This window comes from Pantoea sp. X-Soil-TKNS-1280, assembly GCF_059730475.1.
On record NZ_AP035962.1, the window covers coordinates 786,976 to 809,375 of the forward strand.

Genomic DNA, 22,400 nt, shown 5'->3' on the forward strand with positions numbered 1-22,400 from the left:
AACATCACAACATCAGAAACCCTGCTGGTAAGGGATGATGCCCTGACGCAGCATTTCATGGGTGCCTAAGCCATAGTCGGAGCTAAGGCCCCGTAGCTCAATGTTGAATGAGATTTGGTTGTCATACGTACTGTTGTTGTTTTCCCAACCGTTGATTTTGCGCTCGTAACCGAGACGGATCGCGTAGCAACAGGAGCTATATTGCAGGCCCAGCAGCTGATCAGCCGGTTTGCTGTTACGGGTGTCATAGTAATACGCCCCCACCAGCGACCAGGCATCGGCAATTGGCCAGCTGGCAGTGGCACCCACCTGGGAGATCCCGTTTTTATAGATCGGGTTAGTCAGCAGACTTGAATCATTCAGCGCCTGCGCCACGTATTCCGGGCTGCTGTAGCGGTAGCTCAGCTGCACCATACGATCGGCGTCCTGACGATACTCCAGCACCGCATTGCCCTGCGCCACGTTATCCAGGCGGGTATCGTATTGCAGCCCGCCACGTACGGCCCAGCGATCGCTTACCTTCCAGTAAGTGTCACCGGCCCAGATTAGGCTGCCGGTGTCATCTTCAGCGTCGGTCTGGTTAACACCAGTCCGCGATGGGGTAAACGAGTAGATTTGACCCACAGAAACGTTAAAACGTTCAACCAGATCGTTATCATAAATTCGTGTGGTGACACCGGTTGCCACCTGATTCGCTGAGGCGATGCGATCGAGACCACTGTAGGTGCGATCGCGGAACAGACCGGTGTAGTCGGTTTGCAGCAGCGTTGAGTCATACGGATAGATACTGCTTTGGTCGCGGTACGGAATATAGAGGTACTGTACGCGCGGTTCCAGCGTCTGGGTGTAGCCCTCAGCCCAGTCCATATCGCGGTCAAATACCAAACGCCCATCCACTTTAAACTGTGGCAGCGTACGGTTTACCGAGTCTTTCAACTGTCCACTGACGGTGCTGTTCTGTGCCAGTGAATTGTTGTAATAGTCGACACCGTCCTGCTGGTAATGCGTCGCGAGGAGCTTAGCTTCGGTATCGAGGCTGGCCCAGCCATTTGACAGTGGCAGGTCCAGGGTGGGTTCGATATGCAGACGCGTCGCTTCTGGCATACGGCTGTTCACGTTAGTGAATTTCACCGCCTGCGCATAAATACGTCCATCAAACGGCCCGATATCGTTCTGATAGAAATTCAGATCGAGCTGCGGCATCGCGCGGTAAACGTTGCTGGTACTGGTGCTGCCAAAGACCTGGAAGTCTTTGGTAGAAAGTGTCGCGTCCCAGTTAGTATCCGCATAGCCTACGCTGAATTTCTGCGTCGCATAGCCATCAGTGGAGCTGTAGTACTTCGACGTGAGATCGGTGAAGTAGTAAGGATCGCTGACTTTGGTGTAGTCGGCGTTGAAGCGCCAGTGTTGATCGTAAACACCCGCGTGACGCCAGTAGAACAGCCAGCGATCGGAGCTGGCATCCTGCGAAATGCCGCGCACCGCTTTATCGTTATCGTACTGTTTGTCTGATGGCAGATAATCGAATTCCATCAAACCGGCACCGAACTCGCTCAGATAACGGAATTCGTTCTGCAACTGCATGCCGCGCTTACTCATGTAGTGCGGCGTAATGGTGGCATCGGCCTGCGGCGCAATGTTCCAGTAATACGGCAGCATGAACTCGAAGCCATTGGTGCTGCTGTATTTTGCGTTAGGGATCAGGAAACCGGAACGACGACGATCGCCAATCGGCAGCTGCATATATGGGCTGTAGAACACCGGCACATTGCCCAGTTTGAAGCGCGCGTTCCAGATCTCCGCCACTTCTTCCTGGCGGTCCTGAATCACTTCAGAACCGACCACGCTCCAGCTATTGGAGCCAGGCAGGCACGAGGTAAAGCTGCCGTTTTCGAGGATGGTATAACGATTGTCGCCGCGCAGTTTCATCTGGTCAGCATCACCACGCCCTTGACGGCCCACCATTTGATAGGTGCCGTTCCAGACGTTGGTGTCTTTGGTGTTCAGATTTGACCAGGCTTTCGGACCTTTCAGGATGACCTGATTGTCGTCGTAGTGCACATTACCCAACGCATCGACAGTACGCACCGGGGTGGTTTGCCCATCCTGCTGGCGCTGATGCAGCTGAACTTCGTCGGCATTCAGGCGGCTGTTACCCTGCTGTACATCGACATTGCCGGTGAACACCGCGTCGTTGGGATAGTTCCCTTTAGACGTGTCAGAATGAATCGTGACGGGCAGCGAGTTCGTGTCTTTACTCTCCACCAACGGGCGGTTGAAGCTCGGCACGCCCAGCATACACTGCGACATTAAATCGTCGGCCAGTGAATGCTGACTGTATAACGCTGCACCAATCATGGTAGCCAGCACGGTAGGTATACGTTTATTCATACGCGGTTTCGATAATTCCATGAAAACTGGCATCATGCCGACAATCCGGTCAGAGACTAACTTACTGCCCGGCGTTGCGCCAGTGTTAATCCTTTTCTGTCCGCGTTGCCGTTAGGCGCTGAGGTAAATGACAGGTATGATAATGCAATTTTCAGCCGCAAGCATGGCGAATTGAGGAGTTTATGCGCTACTGGGGAAAAGTAATTGGTCTGGCTCTGGGCTTGCTATCCGGGCTGGGCTTTTGGGGCATCGTACTGGGTCTCATCATTGGCCATATGTTTGATAAAGTGCGCAGCGTTAAAGGACAAGGCTATTTCGCCAACAACCAGACCCGCCAGACACTGTTTTTTAGCACCACTTTTCAGGTGATGGGCCATTTGACCAAGTCAAAAGGGCGTGTCACCGAAGCGGATATTCAGATTGCTTCCTTGCTGATGGACCGGATGCAGCTGCATGGCGATGCGCGTACCGCCGCGCAGCGTGCTTTCCGCGAAGGGAAACAAGGTGACTATCCGTTACGCAATAAATTGCGTGAACTGCGCAGTGCCTGTTTTGGTCGTTTTGATCTGATTCGGATGTTTCTGGAAATTCAGATTCAGGCGGCGTTTGCCGATGGTTCGCTGCATCCGAATGAGCGGCAGGTGTTGTACGTTATCGCTGAGGAGCTGGGCATTTCGCGGATGCAGTTTGACCAGTTCCTGCGCATGATGGAAGGTGGCCAGCAATTTGGCGGTGGCGGTTCTTCTTACAGCGGTGGGGGATTCCAGCAGGCCAAACGGGGTCCGACGCTGGAAGATGCCTGTAGCGTGCTGGGGGTGAAAAGCAGTGACGACAGCACCACCATTAAACGTGCTTACCGTAAGCTGATGTCGGAACATCATCCGGATAAGCTGGTGGCGAAAGGGCTGCCGCCGGAGATGATGGAGATGGCGAAGCAGAAAGCGCAGGAAATTCAGGCGGCTTACGATCTGATTCGTAAGGAAAAGGGATTTAAATAAATCCTTTCCTCTTGTGTAGCGGCGCGATTTATCGCGCTGTTTTCAGACACTTCGCAGCATTCCAAAACCCGCGCGATAAATCGCGCCGCTACGACAACGATCAGAAGTCAGCTGGCTGGCGAAACGTCATGCTGTTACCAAACGCCGGATGGGTAATGGTGAGCGACTCAGCATGCAGCAGCAGGCGCGGAGCCATTGCCAGCGCTTCCGGTGGCGCATAGAAGCGGTCACCGAGAATCGGATGCCCCAGCGCCAGCAGATGCACGCGCAGCTGGTGCGAGCGTCCGGTGATGGGCTTCAGCGCCACGCGCGCGCTGTTATCCGCGTCATACGCCAATACCTGGTATTCCGTCTGCGCCGGTTTTCCCGTCTCGAAACACACCTTTTGCTTTGGCCGGTTCGGCCAGTCACAAATCAGCGGCAGATCGATTAACCCTTTCTCCTGCGCCGGGTGGCCCCAGACGCGCGCGACATATTGTTTGGCGGGTTCGCGTTCGCGGAACTGGCGCTTCAACTCACGTTCCGCTGCTTTGTTCAGTGCCACCACGATCACGCCGCTGGTGGCCATGTCCAGACGATGCACCGATTCAGCCTGCGGATAATCGCGCTGGATGCGCGTCATCACGCTGTCTTTATGCTCATCGAGGCGGCCCGGCACCGACAGCAAACCACTCGGCTTGTTGACCACCATAATGTGGTCGTCCTGATACAGGATATGCAGCCAGGGTTCGAGCGGTGGGTTATAAGGTTCCATCAGCAGTTCCGTAAGGGGCCTGACGGCCCCGTTCAGTTATTGGTGCGTCACCACAATCAGACGTAACGCATCAAGACGCCAGCCTGCTTCACCGAGGCTTGCCAGCACCTGACGACGGTTGCTTTCCAGCGCGTCAACCTCATCATCACGGATGTTGGGGTTGACGGCGCGCAGCGCTTCGAGACGTGACAGCTCCGCACTCAGCTTCTCATCGGCTTCCACTTTGGCTGCGGCGATCACCGCCTGGGCTTCCGGTATTACGGCGCTTTCGGCCAGCGTCAGAATCTGGTGCACATCCTGCTGGACGGCATTAACCAGCTTGCTGCCGGTGTGACGATTCACCGCGTTCAACTGGCGGTTAAAGCTTTCGAACTCCACCTTAGCCGCCAGATTGTTGCCGCTGCGATCCATGAGCAGACGAACCGGCGTTGGCGGCAGGAAGCGGGTCAGTTGCAGATGTTTCGGTGCCTGGGCTTCCACGACGTAGATCATCTCAAGGAGCAGGGTGCCGACCGGCAACGCTTTGTTTTTCAGCAACGACAGCGCACAGCTGCCGGTATCACCGGAAAGAATCAAATCCAACCCGTTGCGGATCAGCGGGTGCTCCCAGGTAATGAACTGGGTATCTTCGCGCGAAAGTGCCTGGTTGCGGTTGAAGGTGACGGTGCAGCCATCTTCCGGCAGGCCTGGGAAATCCGGCACCAGCATATGATCGGACGGCGTCAGCACGATCAGGTTATCGCTACGATCTTCCTGATTGATGCCAACGATATCGAACAGGTTGAGGGCAAAATTGACCAGACCGGTATCGTTGTCCTGCTCGGCAATGGCGTCGGCCAGCGCCTGAGCGGCATCTCCCCCGTTGGAGTTTTGCTCCAGCAGACGGTCGCGTCCCTGTTCCAGCTGGATTTTCAGCTGGTCATGCTGCTTGCGACACTCAGTGATAAATTCATCCAGCCCCTGTGGATTTTCCGGTGCCGCCAGGTATTCAATCAATTGATTGTAAACGCTGTCGTAAATGGTGCGGCCGGTAGGGCAGGTGTGCTCAAACGCGTCCAGACCTTCGTGGTACCAGCGCAGTAGCACCGCCTGGGCGGTTTTTTCCAGCCACGGCACCAGAATCTGGATATCGTGCGCCTGGCCGATACGGTCGAGACGGCCTATACGCTGCTCCAGCAGGTCAGGGTTGAACGGCAGGTCAAACATCACCAGACGGCTGGCAAACTGGAAGTTGCGGCCTTCAGAACCGATTTCCGAGCACAGCAGCACCTGTGCGCCATCTTCTTCGGAGGCAAACCAGGCCGCGGCACGGTCGCGTTCAATGATCGACAGACCTTCATGGAACACTGCAGCACGAATGCCTTCGCGTTCACGCAAAACCTGCTCCAGTTGCAGCGCGGTGGCGGCTTTGGCGCAAATCACCAGCACTTTCTCTTTGCGATTACTGGTGAGGTAGCCCATCAGCCATTCGACGCGTGGGTCAAAGTTCCACCAGGTGCCGGTATCGCCTTCAAATTCCTGATAAATCTGTTCCGGGTACAGCATGTCACGTGCGCGTTCTTCGGCGCTTTTGCGTGCCCCCATAATGCCGGAGACTTTAATCGCCGTCTGATACTGTGCGGGCAGAGGCAGGCGGATCTGGTGCAGTTCGCGTTTCGGAAAACCTTTGACGCCGTTACGGGTGTTGCGGAACAACACGCGGCTGGTGCCGTGGCGATCCATCAGCATTGAAATCAATTCTTTACGCGCGTCTTCTTTACCTTCGCGGTCGCTGTTCGCCACCTGCAACAACGGTTCGATATCCTGCTCACTGACCAGATCGTTAATCAGGTTCATCTCATCTTTGGAGATGGATTTGTCGGCCAGCAGCGTGCTGACCGCATCCGCCACTGGACGGTAGTGCTGCTGCTCAGCGACAAACTGGCTGAAATCGTGGAAGCGATTAGGATCGAGCAGGCGCAGACGGGCAAAGTGACTTTCCAGGCCGAGCTGCTCCGGCGTGGCGGTCAGCAGTAATACACCCGGGGTTTGTTCCGCCAGTTGTTCAATCACCTGATATTCGCGGCTTGGTGCATCTTCGCTCCACGCCAGATGGTGCGCTTCATCCACCACCAGCAAATCCCAGGCGGCATCGGCCAGCTGTTCCAGACGCTGCTTGTTACGGCGCACAAAATCGAGGGAGCAGATAATCAGTTGTTCGGTATCGAACGGGTTATCGCTGTCATGCTGGGCTTCGGTGTAGCGGCCGTCATCAAACAGCGCAAAGCGCAGATTGAAGCGACGCAGCATTTCCACCAGCCACTGATGTTGCAGGGTTTCCGGCACCACAATCAGCACGCGCTCAGCCCGGCCTGCCAGCAGTTGTTGCTGGATGATCATCCCGGCTTCGATGGTTTTACCGAGGCCTACTTCGTCGGCCAGCAGTACGCGAGGGGCGTGGCGACGGCCGACATCGTGCGCAATGTGCAACTGATGCGGGATCAGGTTAGTACGCATGCCACGCAGGCCGCTGGTGGGCAGGTTGTACTGCTCACTCTGATATTTACGGGCGCGGAAGCGCAGCGCAAAGCGGTCCATACGGTCCAGCTGACCGGCGAACAGGCGGTCCTGCGGTTTGCTGAACACCAGTTTGCTGTCGAGCATCACCTCGCGCATCACCACGTTAGCTTCTTCGGTATCGAGGCGCGTGCCGATGTAGGTGATTAAATCGTTTTCGTTGCGAACTTCGTCAACGCGCATCTGCCAGCCTTCGTGGCTGGTGACGGTATCACCCGGATTGAAGATAACGCGGGTAACGGGAGAATCGTTACGAGCATACAGGCGGTTTTCGCCGGTTGCCGGAAACATCAGGGTGATCATGCGCGTATCCAGCGCAACTACCGTACCCAGTCCCAGTTCACTTTCCGTATCACTTATCCAGCGTTGACCCAGTGTAAAAACCATATATTTTTTGCTCGACTCTCTGTCATGTCATGAAGATGTGCACCCGCTCTCAGGCAAAGCACTCCCGCCAAACAAGATGGGTTTGGGAAGGCATCGATGCGGTGAGATTCAGGAAGGGCGCTATGGTACTGGATGACAGGGGTTTCGTCACCTGTCAAAAAAGCCCCAACTGCCCGGTAATCAGTGTAGCAAAATCATCGCCGACGAAGGGTAAAATGCCTTCAGCCACCGGTTGTAGCTGCTTTGACACATAGTGATCATAGTCGAGTGGCGTGCTGCGCGCCTCCAGTGGCTCCGGGCCTGCGGTGGCGATGACATAGCGGATGGAGCCGCCATTTTGATACTGCAACGGACGTCCTAACTTGCGATTAACCTCATCGGCCTGCCGGGCGGCACGCACATGCGGTGGCACGTTACGTTCATAATCTTTTAGCGGGCGGCGCAGGCGCTTTTTATAGACCAGCAAATCATCAAGTTCCCCTGCCAGCAACTGTGCCACGGTATCGCGAATATAATCCTGCCAGGGTTCACCACGAAAAATGCGGCCATACAGCGTTTGCTGAAACTGCTGTGCCAGCGGGGTCCAGTCGGTCCGCACCGATTCCAGCCCCTTAAACACCAGCCGTTCCGTCCCTGCAGAGCGAATCAATCCGGCATAGCGTTTTTTGCTGCCCTGTTCGGCACCCCGAATGGTGGGCATTAGGAAACGGCTGAAATGGTTTTCGTACTCCAGCTCCAGCGCGCTGTCGAGAGCGTAGGTCTGCTGCAAATGGTTCTTCCACCAGCCATTGACGTGATCGGCCAGCTGGCGGCCAATCACCGCCGCTTGTTCCTCGCTGTGCGCACCTTTCAGCCAGACAAAGGTGGAATCGGTATCGCCATAAATTACGTCGTAGCCCTCAGCCTCAATCAGCTCGCGCGTTTGCTGCATAATGGCGTGGCCGCGCAGGGTGATCGATGACGCGAGGCGCGGATCGAAAAAGCGGCAGGCGCTGGTGCCCAGCACACCGTAAAAAGCGTTCATGATGATTTTCAGCGCCTGCGACAGCGGCTTATTGTGCTGACGCTTGGCCTGCTCGCGGCCCTGCCAGATCTGTTCAACAATGGCTGGCAGGCAGTGGGTTTGACGGGAAAAACGTGCGCCGCGAAAGCCGGGCACCGAGTCGGCATCATCCGGGTGTGCCAGTCCTTCCACCAGCCCGACCGGATCGATCAGGAAGGTACGGATAATTGACGGGTAGAGGCTTTTGTAATCCAGCACCAGCACCGAATCGTACAGCCCTGGGCGCGAGTCCATCACATAACCGCCGGGGCTGGCTTCGGGGGTGACTTCACCGAGATTAGGCGCAACGAATCCGGCGCGATGCATCCGCGGAATGTAGAGATGGCCAAAAGCGGCCACCGAGCCGCCGTGGCGATCCACCGCCAGCCCGTTAACGGTGGCGCGTTCCAGCAGAAACGGCATGATGGCGGTATGCTGGAAAATGCGCGTTACCAGCTCGCAATCTTTCAGGTTATAGCGTGCCAGCGCCGGTTTATCATGAGCGAAGCGCCAGTTAATCTCCTCCATACGCTGCCACGGATTGTCGATGGCTTTTCCTTCGCCCAGTAATTCACGCGACACCGCTTCAAGGCTGAAGGAGGGGAAATCCCAGAAGGCGGATTTTAACGCCTCAATACCATCAACAATCAGGCGGCCTGTGGCCTGGGCAAAGAAGACGCCGGGTTTGAAACCGTGTTCGCGCCACTCCAGCGCCTGTTGCTGGCGGCCCAGGCGTAACGGGATACCGTAGCGATCGGCATGTTTTTGCAGCACGCGCAGATCGAACTGCACCAGGTTCCAGCCAATGATCACATCCGGTTCATGGCGGGCAAACCAGGCATTCAGCTGCTCCAGCAGCTTCGGGCGGCTCTCGACATAAATCAGTTCGAAATCAAGCGCGCTGGCATAGCCGTTCGGCGGGCCGAGCATAAACACCTGACGCTGACCACACCCCTCTAACCCGATGCAATACAGCTCGCCGTGCTCGGTGGTTTCAATGTCCAGCGACACCCAGGAAAGCTGCGGGCGGTAGTCGGGATGGGGTTTAAGACGCGTATTCACCACACTGTCGCCACGGACATCGCCGCTGAACCACACCGGCGCGGTGATAAAGCGCTCCATCAGGTAGCGCTCCGGCGGGCGAATATCCGCTTCATAGACCGGGATGCCGTTTTCCCGCAGGCGTTTTTCCATGTTTTGCAACTGGCGGTAGCTGCGGCAATAGAGGCCCAGCACCGGGCGGCGGCGGAAATCTTTCAGCGTCAGGGATTGCAGGCGGGTATGGCGTTCATCACGCAGCAGCGCTTCAACCTGGGGTTGAAACTCGCTCGGGACAAAAGCCACCGACTCCTGAGCAGGCAGAACCACGCGCTGTGCGCCCTGGTCGGTCGCCAGCCATAGCACCACTTCGCTGCCTGTGGGGGTGTCTCGCCAGTGTCGGGTAAGCAGGAATCCTGCGCGTGGATCGGTCACGGTAACTCCAGGTGTGAATACCCCTTAAGTGTATCATGGATGTTTATACAGTGTCTGTCGCTTGCTTAAACTGTCAGCATAACGTCAACATTGATGTACAAATCTTGCCTTGACGCTGTGGCGCTGGCTCTGGACAATCCAGCCTTCATATTCCGCAGAGGAAATTTATGGAAGCCTGGGTACAACATCTCTTTACGCAATCTCTGGAATGGGCACTGTTTGCTGTGGCGCTGGTGACCTTTCTGGAGTCACTGGCCTTCGTGGGATTGCTACTGCCGGGCACGGTTTTAATGGCGAGTCTGGGAGCACTGGTGGGTAGTGGCCAGATTGGTCTTTATCCTGCCTGGGCCGCCGGTCTGGTCGGATGCCTGATTGGTGACTGGGTGTCCTACGGCATTGGCTGGAGATTTCAGGGACCGCTGCATCGCTGGAAATATCTGCAAAAATACCGTGGGCTGCTGGATAAAACTGAGCATGCGCTGCATCAGCACAGCATGTTTACCATCCTGGTGGGCCGTTTTGTCGGGCCGACGCGACCGCTGATCCCGTTGGCAGCGGGGATGCTGGAGCTACCGGTACGCAAGTTTCTGCCACCCAATATCATCGGCTGCATCCTGTGGCCGCCAGCCTACCTGATGCCAGGCATTCTGGCGGGGGTGGCGATTGATGTGCCCAAAGCAGCGCAAGGTGGCCACTTTACCTGGCTGTTGTTGCTGGTGGCACTGCTGGTATGGCTGGGGTTCTGGCTGTGCTGGCGCTGGTGGCGTAGCGGTAAAACGGTAGACTGGGCAACGGCCTATCTGCCTGCGGCGCGTCTGCGCTGGCTGGCTCCGTTAGCCGCGCTGATCGGGCTGGCAGCGTTTGTCGCGATTCAGTTCCATCCGATGATGCCTGTCTTCCGCCACTTGCTGTGGAAGGTATTCTTCTAACGCGTTGCCACTCCGAGGATGGCCGCCGCTGGACTACTGCCGTTAAGCAGGTCAGCGGTGTTGCCATCCCAGTACACCCGTCCATCGACCACGACCAGGCTACGCGGCGCGATTTGCTGCGCATCTTCCAGGCTGTGCGACACCATCAGCAACGTGATATTGCGTGCTTCACACACGCTACGCACCAGTTGCAGCATCTCATTGCGCAGTGCCGGATCGAGTGCCGAGAAGGGTTCGTCCAGCAACAGAATCGGCTGATTACGCAGCAGGCAGCGTGCCAGCGCCACGCGTTGCCGCTGGCCGCCAGAAAGTTGTCCTGGCAGGCGGTCGAGCATCTCGCTGAGCCCGGTTTGTAAGGCGATGTCGTTCAGCTGCTGCTGCTGGTCGTGGCTGAGCTTCAGACCGGGATGCAGGCCCAGCCCCAGATTTTGCCGTACGGTCAGATGCGGAAACAGGTTGTTTTCCTGAAACAGCATGGATACCGGACGCGCGGCAGGCACGCTATGGGTATGATCCTCATCTTTCAGCAGCAGGGTGCCGCTGCTGACAGGCAGAAATCCGCCAATCAGGCTGAGCAGGGTGCTTTTCCCGGCTCCGCTCGGGCCGAGAATCGCCAGCCGCTCGCCCGGTTGTGCGCTGAACTGAAAGCGCATCGGCAGATGCTGGTAGAGGTAAGTGAGGTTATTCAGTGTCAGCATGACGACCCGGTAATTTTTCCATCAGGGTAAACAGAAGCAGGCACAGCACCAGCAGCAACAGAGCGGTCACCGCGCCATCTGCGCCACGATAGGCACCAATTTGCTGGTACAGATAGAACGGCAGCGTACGGAAATCCGCGCTGCCAAATAATGCCACTACGCCAAAATCACCAATCGACAGCACGCAGGCAAATGCCAGCGCCTGCGCCAGTGGGCGTTTCAGCGCACGTAGTTCAATCAAACGCAGCCGATTCAGCCCCTGCACCCCGAGCGAGGCGCATAGCTGATGGTAACGTGCGCTGAGATCGCGCATCGGGTTCTCCAGCACTTTCATGGCATAGGGAATGGCGATCAGCGCATTGGTGAAGATCACCAACCCATCGGCGGATTGCGGCAGGCCAATGGTGGCGTTGAAGAGCAGGAAAAAGCCGCTAGCCAGCACGATGCCTGGCATTGCCAGAATCAGCATGCCGCTGAGTTCCATCGCCTGTGCCGCCACGATGTTGTGGCGCAAACGCAGCTCACGGCTGCTCCACAACAGCATCACTGTCAGGATGACGCACAACACGCCAGCACCGATGGCAATACGCAATGAAGTAAAGGTGGCCTGCCATAAGGCCGGTTGCTGCATCGCTCCGGTCACGCCGCCGCGCAGACCATCAGCCACCACCGCCAGCAGCGGGGGGAGCAATAGCAGCAGGGCCAGACCAATTAACAGGCTGTCGCTGATACGGGCGCGCCAGCTATCAGCGGGATCGCGCCAGCCGCGTATTTGCTGATGACCTGCGGGAATTGCTTTGCTGAAACGCTGACTCAGCAACACCAGCAGCAGGCAGCAACCGAGCTGAAGCAGTGCCAGCAGCGCCGCGCGTCCGGGGTCGTAGTCAAAATTCAGCGCCTGATAAATCGCCAGCTCCAGCGTGGTCGCCTGTGGGCCGCCGCCCAGCGCCAGCACGGTGGCAAAACTGGCAAAGCACAGCATAAAAATCAGGGCGGCAGTGGGGAAAATTTGCCGCCGCAGCCACGGCCACTCCAGCAGACGAAACAGATTCCAGCCGCGCAGACCGAGTTGCGCCGCCAGCTGGCGTTGTTCGCCGGGAATACTTTCCAGCGCCTGCAACAACATACGCGTCGCCAGCGGCAGATTGAAGAACACGTGCGCCAGCAGAATACCTTGCAAGCCATAGGGCGAGAAATGCCAGGGGATCCCCAGCGCTGCGCACAGTTGCGCCAGCCAGCCGCTGCGGCCATAGACGCTCAGCAGGCCAAACACCGCCACCAACACCGGCAGCACCAGCGTCATGGCGCACAGACGTAGCAACAGTTCACGACCAGGAAAGCGCCGCCGATACAGGGCGCGCGCCAGTGGGATGGCCGGAAGGACCGAAAACAACGCTGACAGCAGCGCCTGCCAAAAGGAGAAAGCCAGCACATGATGCAGATAGTCATCGCTGAGCAGGGCGCGCCAGTCGCCGATGGGCGCTGACATCAGCAGCGCGCCAAATGCCAGCAGCGCCACGGCACACAGCAGCAGCGCAGTGAAACTGCCGGGCAACAGCCAGCCGGGGATTAACGGCTGACGGCGCGTTGCCATGCACTGATCCACGCTTTGCTGTGGTCGGCAACTTCCGCCGGGCTATATTGCAGCGCCGTTTGCGGCACGTTGAGTGTTTGATAACCGGCAGGCAGATCGCTCTTGATCACCGGATACATCCAGTTGCCGGTCGGGATGGTCTGCTGGAAGGCCGGGGACACCATAAACTGCATGAATTCCTGCGCCAGTTGCGGTTGTTTGCTGCTGGCCAGCTGCGCCGCCACTTCAACCTGCAAGTAATGGCCTTCGCTAAACGGCGCAGCAGCGTAATTTTCTTTCTTCTCTTCAATGATGTGATAAGCCGGGGAGGTGGTGTAACTCAGCACCAGATCGCCTTCACCCTTCAGGAACAACCCATAGGCTTCACTCCAGCCTTTGGTGACGGTGACGGTTTTCTGTGCCAGCTTCTGCCAGGCATCCGGCGCTTTGTCGCCATAGACTTTCTGCATCCACAGCAACAGGCCGAGGCCTGGGGTGCTGGTGCGCGGATCTTCATAGATAACGCGCCATTTTTCCGGGCTTTCGACCAGTTCCTTCAGGCTTTTCGGTGGGTTTTTCAGTTTGTTTTTATCGTAGACGAAGGCGAAGTAACCGTAGTCGAACGGGATAAAGGTGTCGTTATGCCAGCCACCAGGCAGCTGGAGCGCGTGGGTATCTACCTGGCTTTTGGCAAACAGCCCGGTTTTTTCTGCGGCCTGCACCAGGTTGTTATCCAGCCCCAGCACGATATCCGCTTTGCTGTTTTTACCTTCCATCCGCACGCGGTTGAGCAGCGAGACGCCATCTTCCAGCGCCACGTATTTCAGCTCGCAGCCGCACTGGGCTTCAAAGGCTTTTTTCACCGCCGGGCCAGGGCCCCAGTCAGCAGAGAATGAATCGTAGGTGTAGACGGTCAGTACCGGTTTGGCAGCCAGCACCGGGGCAGAAACCAGCAACAGCACAGGCAGAACTTTGTTTAACACTTTGCGCTCCTTGAGGAGAAGATAAGGTTGAGTCGCAAAGGATCTGAGCGGTGAGGCATCTCAAATCCCTACGCCGGTATTAACCGGATCAGGTTCGACGGGTCTCTCTCAGCCTCTGTAATGCAGGGCACCCCGTTGAGAACGGCACATTCTAGACATTTCCGGGGCAGGGCGAAAGGATCACAGTTCCGGCGGGGCAAACCAGGCGGATTTGAAGTCAAACCAGCCGAGCGTATTCATGCGCACGCCACGCATACTGCGCTGCCCTTCCAGCAACAACCAGTGGTGAAACAACGGGTGCAGATAGTCACTATCCACCAGTTGCTTACTCCATTCTGCGAGCGGCAGCGTTTTTTCGCGCCAGTGGGTGGCAGCATTTTCCCAGTCAATCGGGATACACTGCTGCATCAGCGGCAATTCGTACAGCTGAGCGAACAGCGAGTAGTCGAGCGGCAGGGTGAAGTTGACGCTGCCGAGCCAGATGTCGCTCTCGCCTTCGCCGTTAAACCATGCTTCGTAGCTCAGCTCACGGGTAATCAGCTCCACACCCTGTTGCGCCAGCAGTGGGCGTAGTGCATTGGCGATACCTTCGTGTTCCACATGGTGGCTATACCAGCTGATGGTGAGCTGCTTCAGGTTGTCCGGCTTGCTGACCGCCGTCAGATCGCGGCGATGATGCCAGCGCGGTAATAAACCATAAGCCGGGAACCAGTAGCGCTGATAACCGATACCCGCATTATTCAGCAGGGCGATAGGATTGAGCAGGTAGCTGACCCAGCGGCGGAAATGTGCATCCCGGCCTTGTTCCGAACGCCGGTCATACAGCAGAAAATAGCAGCCTTCTTCCAGACGACTTTCCTCCGATTTTTCATCGGCGGTTTCGCCTTGTAACTTCACCCCGGCATACACCAGCTCATCACTGATCTCCGGCAGTACCCAGATGGAGACATCATCAATTAACGCGCGATAACCGAAGTAGTCGTCAAAGGCGGCGATCTTCAGCTGACTCTGTTGGTTGCGCACCACGCTGTAGGGACCGGTGCCGATCGGCTGGCGCGCGAAACCGCGCAGGGTCTGCCATTCACGCGGCAGGATCATCGCGCTGACGCTGCCGAGCAACCACGGTAGCCAGTTGTCGGGCTGTGTCAGTTGGATATCCAGCGTCCAGGGGGCCGGGGAGTGCAGTTTCGCGAGATGGGAGAACAGCGGCTGGCTGCGCAGACGCTCCAGCGAGCTGATGACGTCTTCCATCTCCAGTTCACGGCCATGATGAAAGCGAATAGCCGGACGCAGGAAGAAGCGCCAGTGCAACGGTGAGGTTTGTTGCCAGTGATGGGCGATATCCGGTTCGATTTCCCCCTTTTCCTCATTTATGCGCGTCAGGCCGCTGAAAATCTGTCGTGCCAGATGGGTTTCCGAACGCCGCAGCGGTGAACCCGGCAGCAAATTCGGCAACGGGCGATAGTAAAGCACGCGCAGAATATGTTTGCCCTGACGAAAGCTGCGGCCCAGATGCGCGGCAATCATCTGACGAACCTGGTTTTTGTCACCCACCAGCTGCACTAACTGGTCGATACGATCCTGCTCCAGCAAATCCTCCGCACGCTGCTGCTGTAACGCCAGCCCGGTGTAGCAGAAGCTCAGCGTGGAGCGTTTACCGCGGCCCGCTTCCGCCTGCCAGATGAGCCAGCCTGCATCCTGCATGGCATTCAGCAGGTTACGCATATGGCGGCGCGAGCAGTGCAGCAGCTCCGCCAGCTCGCTCAGGGTGGTTTCCTGATCCTGGCCCTGGCAGCTTTGCCACAGGCGGATAAATTGCTGTTGCAGTCGTGAAGAGGACATAAAAGGGGAACTCCAGCGCATAATCGCTCAGTTTTTTCTGCCCTATATTAGAGGCATAGTAGACCTCATTGGAAGAGCGGGAGGCATTCAGTCATGAATGGCGCTCTGACAGTGGTTCCGCCGACGTGGAACCTTTTCTGAGTAGGGTGCAATTTCACCGCCAGCAGTGTTTTCTCTGCTGGCTTTTTTCGTTTTGCTGTGGAATCTTCTACCCTCTTTTTTGGTTCTCCGCTTTTCTTCCGCAAAGGGATTTCACCATGAAATCGCTGTTAACGCGTCAACGTCGCCTCAACCCGGTTTATCTGGCTTTTATGGCCGTCTCCTTTATGACGGGCGTGGCCGGTGCGTTACAGGCACCCACGCTCAGTCTGTTTCTGACGCGTGAAGTGCAGGTACGCCCGTTCTGGGTCGGGCTGTTTTTTACCGTCAATGCGATTGCGGGCATTGTCATCAGCCTGCTGGTGGCGAAACGGTCCGATAGCCATGGCGACCGCCGCAAACTGATCCTGTTCTGCTGCCTGATGGCGGTATGCAATTCCTTGTTGTTTGCCTTCAGCCGCCACTATCTGACGCTGATTACGTTGGGCGTACTGCTGTCGGCGCTGGCCAGCGTGGCGGTGCCGCAGATATTTGCGCTGGCGCGTGAGTATGCGGACCATTCCGCGCGTGAAGTGGTGATGTTCAGCTCGGTGATGCGTGCGCAGCTGTCGCTGGCGTGGGTCATCGGGCCGCCGCTATCCTTCGCTCTGGCGCTGAATTACGGTTTCATCACCTTATTTAGCGTGGCGGCGGTGATTTTTTTGCTCAGTACCGTGCTGATCTGGCGCACCTTGCCATCGGTGCCGCGCGTCGCGGCTTCCCCCGAGCAGGTGCTGACTCAGCTGAGTCCGTGGAAGGATAGCCAGGTACGTCTGCTGTTTATCGCTTCGGTGATTATGTGGACCTGCAACGTGATGTATATCATTGATATGCCGCTGTATATCAGCTCCACGCTCGGCCTGCCGGAAAAGTTGGCGGGCCTGCTGATGGGGACGGCAGCAGGGCTGGAGATCCCGATTATGCTGCTGGCCGGACATTATGCACGCCGGTTTGGTAAACGTCGTCTGGTATTGGTGGCGCTGGTGGCCGCTATCCTGTTTTACCTCGGGCTGGGGCTGTTCCGCTCGCGTACGGCGCTGATGGTGTTGCAGCTGTTCAACGCGGCGTTTATCGGCATTGTCGCCGGGATTGGGATGCTCTGGTTTCAGGATCTGATGCCGGGACGCGCGGGTGCGGCAACCACCATGTTTACCACCTCGATCTCCACCGGCATGATTGTGGCGGGGGTGATTCAGGGATCGTTAAGCGAACGCTTCGGGCATGAGTCGGTGTACTGGCTGGCGTTGGGGCTGGCGGTGCTGGCGCTGGGACTGACGTCGCGCGTGCGGGATGTGTAAGGCAACTTAAGACTGCGCGCAATAAATTGCGCCGCTACGGGCCACTGCGTACCTGTAGCGGCGCGATTAATCGCGCGGGTTTTAACGTAAAAACGCGGGCTGGTTGGTCTCGTAGCTGGAGATTGACGCTTCGTGTTGCAGCGTCAGACCGATGCTATCGAGGCCATTGATCATGCAGTGACGGCGGAAGCTGTCGATTTCAAAGCTATAGCTTTTGTCACCGGCAGTCACGGTCTGGGCTTCCAGGTCAACGGTAAAGCTGACACCCGGATGGCTTGCCACCAGTTTGAACATCTCATCCACTTCTTCATCGCTCAGCTTCACCGGCAGCAGCTGGTTGTTAAAGCTGTTGCCATAGAAGATGTCCGCGAAGCTTGGCGCAATGACCACCTGGAAACCGAAATCGGTCAGTGCCCACGGTGCGTGCTCACGTGAGGAGCCACAGCCAAAGTTCTCACGCGCCAGCAAAATGCTGGTGCCTTTATATTCCGGCTTGTTCAGCACAAAGCTGGCCGTCGGCACGGTGCCGGCGTCGTCATCGAAGCGCCAGTCGTGGAACAGGTGCGCGCCAAAACCGGTACGAGTCACTTTTTGCAGGAACTGCTTCGGAATGATGGCATCGGTATCGACATTCGCTGCATCCAGCGGTGCGACAATCCCGGTGTGCTGGGTAAATTTCTTCGCCATGGCTTAAGCTCCCTGAGTCAGTTCACGAATATCGGCAAAACGGCCAGTGACCGCCGCCGCAGCGGCCATCGCCGGGCTGACCAGGTGGGTACGTCCACCACGGCCCTGACGACCTTCAAAGTTACGGTTGCTGGTTGAGGCACAGCGCTCGCCTGGGTTCAGACGGTCATTGTTCATCGCCAGACACATCGAGCAGCCTGGCAGACGCCATTCAAAACCGGCTTCGAGGAAAATCTTATCCAGACCTTCCGCTTCCGCCTGCGCTTTTACCGGACCAGAACCCGGCACCACCATTGCCACCACACCCGGCGCCACATGGCGTCCTTTGGCGATAGCGGCGGCGGCACGCAGGTCTTCAATACGTGAGTTGGTGCAGGAGCCGATAAAGACTTTGTCGATGGCAACGTCAGTCAGTTTGATGCCTGGCTGCAGATCCATATATGCCAGCGCTTTCTCGGCAGAGGCACGCTCAACCGGATCGGCGAAGGAAGCCGGATTCGGGATGGCCTGATCCACCGCCATCACCTGACCCGGGTTGGTGCCCCAGGTTACCTGCGGTGCGATATCGGCCGCGTTCAGGGTCACGATGGTGTCGAATTTCGCGTCGCTGTCAGATTTCAGGGTACGCCAGTAAGCGACGGCCTGATCCCATTGTTCGCCTTTCGGTGCAAACTGTTTGTCTTTCAGGTAATTAAAGGTGGTGTCATCCGGCGCAACCAGGCCCGCTTTGGCACCCATTTCAATCGCCATGTTGCACAGCGTCATGCGGCCTTCCATGGTCAGCGCTTCAATCGCCGGGCCACAGAATTCCACCACATGTCCGGTACCGCCAGCGCTGCCGGTTTTGCCGATAATCGCCAGTACGATATCTTTCGCGGTAATGCCCGGCGCAGCTTCGCCCAGCACTTCAATCTTCATGGTTTTGGCACGGCCCTGCTTCAGGGTCTGGGTGGCAAATACATGCTCCACCTCGGACGTGCCGATACCGAATGCCAGTGAACCAAAGGCTCCGTGGGTGGCGGTGTGGGAGTCACCGCAGACAATTGTCATACCCGGCAACGTCATACCCTGCTCAGGACCGATGACGTGCACGATGCCCTGGAACGGGTGGTTCAGGTCATACAGCTGGATACCGAATTCAGCACAGTTCTTGATCAGCTCCTGCATCTGAATACGCGCCATCTCGCCAGAGGCGTTGATGTCTTTGGTCTGGGTAGAAACGTTGTGGTCCATGGTGGCAAACGTCTTCGACGGCTGGCGCACTTTGCGGCCGTGAGCGCGCAGGCCATCAAAGGCCTGCGGTGAGGTCACTTCATGGATCAAATGACGATCGATATACAGTAACGGTGTTTCATTCGGTGCTTCGTGGACGACATGTGCATCAAATAACTTCTGGTATAAGCTTTTCATTTTTTTATTTTTCCTCGGCAATGAAACGAGCAATGATGCTGCCCATTTCATCGGTGCTCACGGATTGACCGTCACCGGCCAGGTCACGGGTGCGATAACCCGCTTCCAGCGCGCTGTTGATGGCACGCTCAATGCTGTCGGCAGCCTCAGCGGCATTCAGGCTATAACGCAGCAGCAGGGACAACGAGAGGATCTGGGCAACCGGGTTGGCAATATTCTGACCGGCGATATCCGGCGCGGAACCACCGGCAGGCTCGTACAGGCCGAAGCCCTCTTCGTTCAGACTGGCGGATGGCAGCATGCCCATGGAGCCGGTAATCATCGCGCATTCATCCGACAGAATGTCGCCGAACAGGTTGGAACACAGCAGCACGTCAAACTGTGAAGGATCTTTAATCAGCTGCATGGTGGCGTTATCGATGTACATATGGCTCAACTGCACATCCGGGTAATCCTTCGCCACTTCATTGACGATCTCGCGCCACATCACTGAGGTCTGCAACACGTTGGCTTTATCGACAGACGTCACCTTGTTGCGACGCTTGCGCGCAGATTCAAAGGCAATGCGGGCGATACGTTCGATCTCAAAACGGTGATACACCTCGGTGTCGAACGCACGTTCATGCGGGCCGCTGCCTTCGCGGCCTTTCGGCTGACCGAAGTAGATGCCGCCAGTCAGTTCGCGTACGCACAGGATGTCGAAGCCACGGGCAGCGATGTCGCTACGCAGTGGGCAAAATGTTTCCAGGCCTTTATACAGCGCAGCCGGACGCAGGTTACTGAACAGTTTGAAGTGCTTACGCAGCGGCAGCAGCGCACCGCGCTCCGGCTGCTGTGCCGGTGGCAGGTGTTCCCATTTCGGGCCGCCAACCGAACCAAACAGGATGGCGTCGGCTTGCTCGGCACCGCTAACGGAGGCCGGTGGCAGGGGTTCACCGTGACGATCGATGGCGATACCACCCACATCATATTCGCTAGTGGTGATACGCATGTCGTAACGCGCGCGAATCGCGTCCAGCACTTTCATGGCCTGCGCCATCACTTCCGGGCCGATTCCGTCGCCCGGCATGACTGCGATATGAAAAGACTTAGTCATAGTTACACCGTTTCCTTCTGTTCTTTAAATTTACGCTGCAATTCTTTTTCCACCTGCTTAGCACGCCAGATATTGTTCAGGGCGTTAACCATCGCTTTAGCGGAAGATTCGACGATATCGGTCGCCAGACCCACGCCGTGGAATTTGCGATTGTTGTAGTTCACCACGATATCGACCTGGCCCAGCGCGTTCTCGCCGTGGCCTTTAGCCGTGAGCTTGTAGTTCACCAGCTCCGCTTCAAAACCGGTGATACGGTTAATCGCCTGATAAACGGCATCAACCGGACCGTTGCCGGTGGCGGCGTCAGCTTTGGTTTCTTCGCCACAGCCCAGCTGTACCGACGCGGTGGCAGTGACGCTGGAACCGGTCTGCACGTTGAATTCTTTCAGCTGGAAATGTTCTGGTTCTTCATTCTGTTTGTTGATGAAGGCCAGTGCTTCCAGGTCGTAATCGAATACCTGGCCTTTTTTGTCCGCCAGCTTCAGGAAGGCGTCGTACAGGGTATCCAGGTTGTAGTCGGTCTCTTTGTAACCCATCTCTTCCATACGGTGTTTCACCGCCGCACGGCCTGAACGTGAGGTCAGGTTGAGCTGGATTTTGTGCAGGCCGATGGATTCCGGCGTCAGGATTTCGTAGTTTTCGCGGTTTTTCAGCACGCCATCCTGATGGATACCGGAGGAGTGGGCGAAGGCATTTGAACCGACCACCGCTTTGTTCGCCGGGATCGGCATGTTGCAGATCTGGCTGACAGTCTGGCTGGTACGGTAGATTTCCTGATGTTTGATATTGGTGTGCACGTTCATGATCTGCTGGCGGGTTTTAATCGCCATGATCACTTCTTCCAGTGCACAGTTACCGGCACGTTCGCCCAGGCCGTTCAGCGTACCTTCAACCTGACGCGCACCCGCCATTACGGCGGCAATGGCATTACCGGTGGCCATACCCAGGTCATCATGGGTATGCACGGACAGGATGGCTTTATCGATGTTCGGTACGCGATTCACCAGCTGGCTGATGATGTTGGCGTATTCGTGGGGCAGGGTGTAACCCACGGTATCTGGGATATTGATGGTGGTGGCACCGGCGTTGATCGCGGCTTCCACCATACGGCACAGGTCATCAATCGGCGTACGGCCACCATCTTCGCAGGAGAACTCGACGTCGTTGGTGTAGTTGCGGGCGCGTTTGATCATATGCACGGCACGCTCAATCACCTCGGGCAGCGTGCTGCGCAATTTGGTGGCGATATGCATCGGCGAAGTCGCGATGAAGGTATGGATACGGAAGGCTTCAGCGACGCGCAGGGATTCGTAAGCGGCATCGATATCCTTCTCAACGCAACGTGCCAGTCCGCAGACGCGGCTGTTTTTGATGGTGCGCGCGATGGTCTGAACCGATTCAAAATCGCCCGGTGAGGAGACCGGGAAACCGACTTCCATCACGTCTACGCCCATACGTTCCAGTGCCAGGGCGATCTGCAGTTTTTCTTTAACACTCAGGCTGGCCTGTAATGCCTGCTCGCCATCACGCAGAGTGGTATCGAAAATAATAACTTGCTGGCTCATCGTAATCTTCCTTATGCATTAACTTCGCCGGTGCTACGAGCATAAAAAAACCCGCGCATGGCGCGGGTTTTTTTAAACTTTCTGCAGGTTCGAATCAGTTGCCGATTCCGCCCACGAGTCTACCGCGCAATGAGGATGCGATTAGTAGTAGACCAAGTAGACGGAAAGAACGGGACATGGATCAAACCTCGTAAATTGAGTGCTGCACATATTGATACTGAGAAAGGCCGACGATGTCAACCATAAGTGAAAGGTTATTTCCCGATGCGCTTAAGGCGGATCTGCTGTGATAATCCGCTTGTTCAGAGGAAAAACAAATATTAAGGGGGGATGGGTTAGCTGAATCCGCTTAAAAAAAGTTTTAAAAATGAATGTTAATTTTAACGTAATGATTTTTATGTGTTTTTTATAGGCTGTTTCTCTGGTAATAAGTCAGTATTCACCGGGTTGTTTAGACGATTCTCATGTGAGAGACAGATTTTAAAGATAATCACGCCAGAAATTAATTGGCAGGTAAGATTGTGGGCTGGAACGTTGCAAAATATGCATCGTATATTTCTTATAACTCGCTGGAAATAAT

The 22,400-nt window shown here is 56.5% G+C and carries 15 protein-coding genes and 1 riboswitch; of the genes, 3 read left to right on the top strand and 12 right to left on the bottom strand.

The features are described from left to right. Positions 1–12 precede the first annotated feature (12 nt). Positions 13–2,391, bottom strand: a complete 2,379-nt coding sequence (gene lptD, locus AC6I8X_RS03575; protein ID WP_313689809.1) for an LPS assembly protein LptD — start codon at positions 2,389–2,391, stop codon at positions 13–15. Between the two features lie 182 nt (positions 2,392–2,573). Here lptD and djlA point away from each other — a divergent pair, with 182 nt between their 5' ends. Next, a complete protein-coding gene (gene djlA, locus AC6I8X_RS03580) occupies positions 2,574–3,389 on the top strand; it encodes a co-chaperone DjlA (RefSeq protein WP_084872607.1) in 816 nt (271 codons plus the stop codon). Between the two features lie 100 nt (positions 3,390–3,489). On the opposite strand, the gene rluA is transcribed toward djlA, so the two are convergent. From rluA to polB, 3 genes are all read right to left on the bottom strand, one after another. Continuing rightward, the gene (gene rluA, locus AC6I8X_RS03585; RefSeq protein WP_084872614.1) at positions 3,490–4,149 is read right to left on the bottom strand and encodes a bifunctional tRNA pseudouridine(32) synthase/23S rRNA pseudouridine(746) synthase RluA; all 660 of its coding nucleotides are present in this window, start codon (positions 4,147–4,149) and stop codon (positions 3,490–3,492) included. Between the two features lie 30 nt (positions 4,150–4,179). Further along, on the bottom strand, positions 4,180–7,086 hold the full coding sequence (gene rapA / locus AC6I8X_RS03590) for an RNA polymerase-associated protein RapA (RefSeq protein WP_497840577.1): 2,907 nt from the start codon (positions 7,084–7,086) through the stop codon (positions 4,180–4,182). Positions 7,087–7,240: 154 nt separating this feature from the next. Further along, positions 7,241–9,601 (bottom strand): DNA polymerase II, encoded by a 2,361-nt coding sequence (gene polB, locus AC6I8X_RS03595; RefSeq protein ID WP_497840578.1) that lies wholly within the window; start codon positions 9,599–9,601, stop codon positions 7,241–7,243. A gap of 167 nt (positions 9,602–9,768) precedes the next feature. Between polB and AC6I8X_RS03600 the strand changes: the two genes are divergently transcribed. Then, positions 9,769–10,530, top strand: coding sequence for a DedA family protein (locus AC6I8X_RS03600; RefSeq protein WP_313684951.1), 762 nt, complete (start codon positions 9,769–9,771; stop codon positions 10,528–10,530). On the opposite strand, the gene thiQ is transcribed toward AC6I8X_RS03600, so the two are convergent. From thiQ to sgrR, 4 genes are all read right to left on the bottom strand, one after another. Next, entirely contained in the window at positions 10,527–11,228 is a 702-nt protein-coding gene (gene thiQ, locus AC6I8X_RS03605; protein WP_497840579.1) for a thiamine ABC transporter ATP-binding protein ThiQ, read from the bottom strand. The genes AC6I8X_RS03600 and thiQ overlap by 4 nt on opposite strands. Beyond that, on the bottom strand, positions 11,212–12,822 hold the full coding sequence (gene thiP, locus AC6I8X_RS03610) for a thiamine/thiamine pyrophosphate ABC transporter permease ThiP (RefSeq protein WP_497840580.1): 1,611 nt from the start codon (positions 12,820–12,822) through the stop codon (positions 11,212–11,214). Before thiP ends, thiQ begins: the two co-directional genes overlap by 17 nt. Continuing rightward, the gene (gene thiB, locus AC6I8X_RS03615) at positions 12,798–13,784 is read right to left on the bottom strand and encodes a thiamine ABC transporter substrate binding subunit (protein WP_313684957.1); all 987 of its coding nucleotides are present in this window, start codon (positions 13,782–13,784) and stop codon (positions 12,798–12,800) included. The genes thiP and thiB overlap by 25 nt, the downstream gene beginning before the upstream one ends. A 47-nt stretch (positions 13,785–13,831) precedes the next feature. Next, positions 13,832–13,929: riboswitch (TPP riboswitch) on the bottom strand. Positions 13,930–13,964: 35 nt separating this feature from the next. Then, positions 13,965–15,626 (bottom strand): HTH-type transcriptional regulator SgrR, encoded by a 1,662-nt coding sequence (gene sgrR / locus AC6I8X_RS03620; RefSeq protein WP_497840581.1) that lies wholly within the window; start codon positions 15,624–15,626, stop codon positions 13,965–13,967. Between the two features lie 257 nt (positions 15,627–15,883). Here sgrR and AC6I8X_RS03625 point away from each other — a divergent pair, with 257 nt between their 5' ends. Further along, positions 15,884–17,062, top strand: coding sequence for an MFS transporter (locus tag AC6I8X_RS03625; RefSeq protein ID WP_299457470.1), 1,179 nt, complete (start codon positions 15,884–15,886; stop codon positions 17,060–17,062). An 81-nt stretch (positions 17,063–17,143) separates the two neighbouring features. On the opposite strand, the gene leuD is transcribed toward AC6I8X_RS03625, so the two are convergent. From leuD to leuA, 4 genes are read right to left on the bottom strand one after another with little or no spacing between them, the layout of a single operon-like run. Then, positions 17,144–17,749, bottom strand: coding sequence for a 3-isopropylmalate dehydratase small subunit (gene leuD, locus AC6I8X_RS03630; protein WP_313684964.1), 606 nt, complete (start codon positions 17,747–17,749; stop codon positions 17,144–17,146). A 3-nt stretch (positions 17,750–17,752) separates the two neighbouring features. Beyond that, entirely contained in the window at positions 17,753–19,159 is a 1,407-nt protein-coding gene (leuC, locus tag AC6I8X_RS03635) for a 3-isopropylmalate dehydratase large subunit (RefSeq protein WP_299457466.1), read from the bottom strand. Between the two features lie 4 nt (positions 19,160–19,163). Continuing rightward, positions 19,164–20,255, bottom strand: coding sequence for a 3-isopropylmalate dehydrogenase (gene leuB / locus AC6I8X_RS03640; protein WP_497840582.1), 1,092 nt, complete (start codon positions 20,253–20,255; stop codon positions 19,164–19,166). Between the two features lie 2 nt (positions 20,256–20,257). Beyond that, positions 20,258–21,820 (bottom strand): 2-isopropylmalate synthase, encoded by a 1,563-nt coding sequence (leuA, locus tag AC6I8X_RS03645; RefSeq protein ID WP_084872644.1) that lies wholly within the window; start codon positions 21,818–21,820, stop codon positions 20,258–20,260. Positions 21,821–22,400: the final 580 nt, after the last annotated feature.

What these genes read in the sequence shown, in the direction of transcription:
- AC6I8X_RS03625 (WP_299457470.1), top strand. Translation starts at nt 15,884, where the DNA reads ATGAAATCGCTGTTAACGCGTCAACGTCGCCTCAACCCGGTTTATCTG.
- djlA (WP_084872607.1), top strand. Translation starts at nt 2,574, where the DNA reads ATGCGCTACTGGGGAAAAGTAATTGGTCTGGCTCTGGGCTTGCTATCC.
- leuA (WP_084872644.1), bottom strand. Translation starts at nt 21,820, where the DNA reads ATGAGCCAGCAAGTTATTATTTTCGATACCACTCTGCGTGATGGCGAG.
- leuD (WP_313684964.1), bottom strand. Translation starts at nt 17,749, where the DNA reads ATGGCGAAGAAATTTACCCAGCACACCGGGATTGTCGCACCGCTGGAT.
- leuB (WP_497840582.1), bottom strand. Translation starts at nt 20,255, where the DNA reads ATGACTAAGTCTTTTCATATCGCAGTCATGCCGGGCGACGGAATCGGC.
- AC6I8X_RS03600 (WP_313684951.1), top strand. Translation starts at nt 9,769, where the DNA reads ATGGAAGCCTGGGTACAACATCTCTTTACGCAATCTCTGGAATGGGCA.
- thiQ (WP_497840579.1), bottom strand. Translation starts at nt 11,228, where the DNA reads ATGCTGACACTGAATAACCTCACTTACCTCTACCAGCATCTGCCGATG.
- thiP (WP_497840580.1), bottom strand. Translation starts at nt 12,822, where the DNA reads ATGGCAACGCGCCGTCAGCCGTTAATCCCCGGCTGGCTGTTGCCCGGC.
- rapA (WP_497840577.1), bottom strand. Translation starts at nt 7,086, where the DNA reads ATGGTTTTTACACTGGGTCAACGCTGGATAAGTGATACGGAAAGTGAA.
- lptD (WP_313689809.1), bottom strand. Translation starts at nt 2,391, where the DNA reads ATGAATAAACGTATACCTACCGTGCTGGCTACCATGATTGGTGCAGCG.
- sgrR (WP_497840581.1), bottom strand. Translation starts at nt 15,626, where the DNA reads ATGTCCTCTTCACGACTGCAACAGCAATTTATCCGCCTGTGGCAAAGC.
- leuC (WP_299457466.1), bottom strand. Translation starts at nt 19,159, where the DNA reads ATGAAAAGCTTATACCAGAAGTTATTTGATGCACATGTCGTCCACGAA.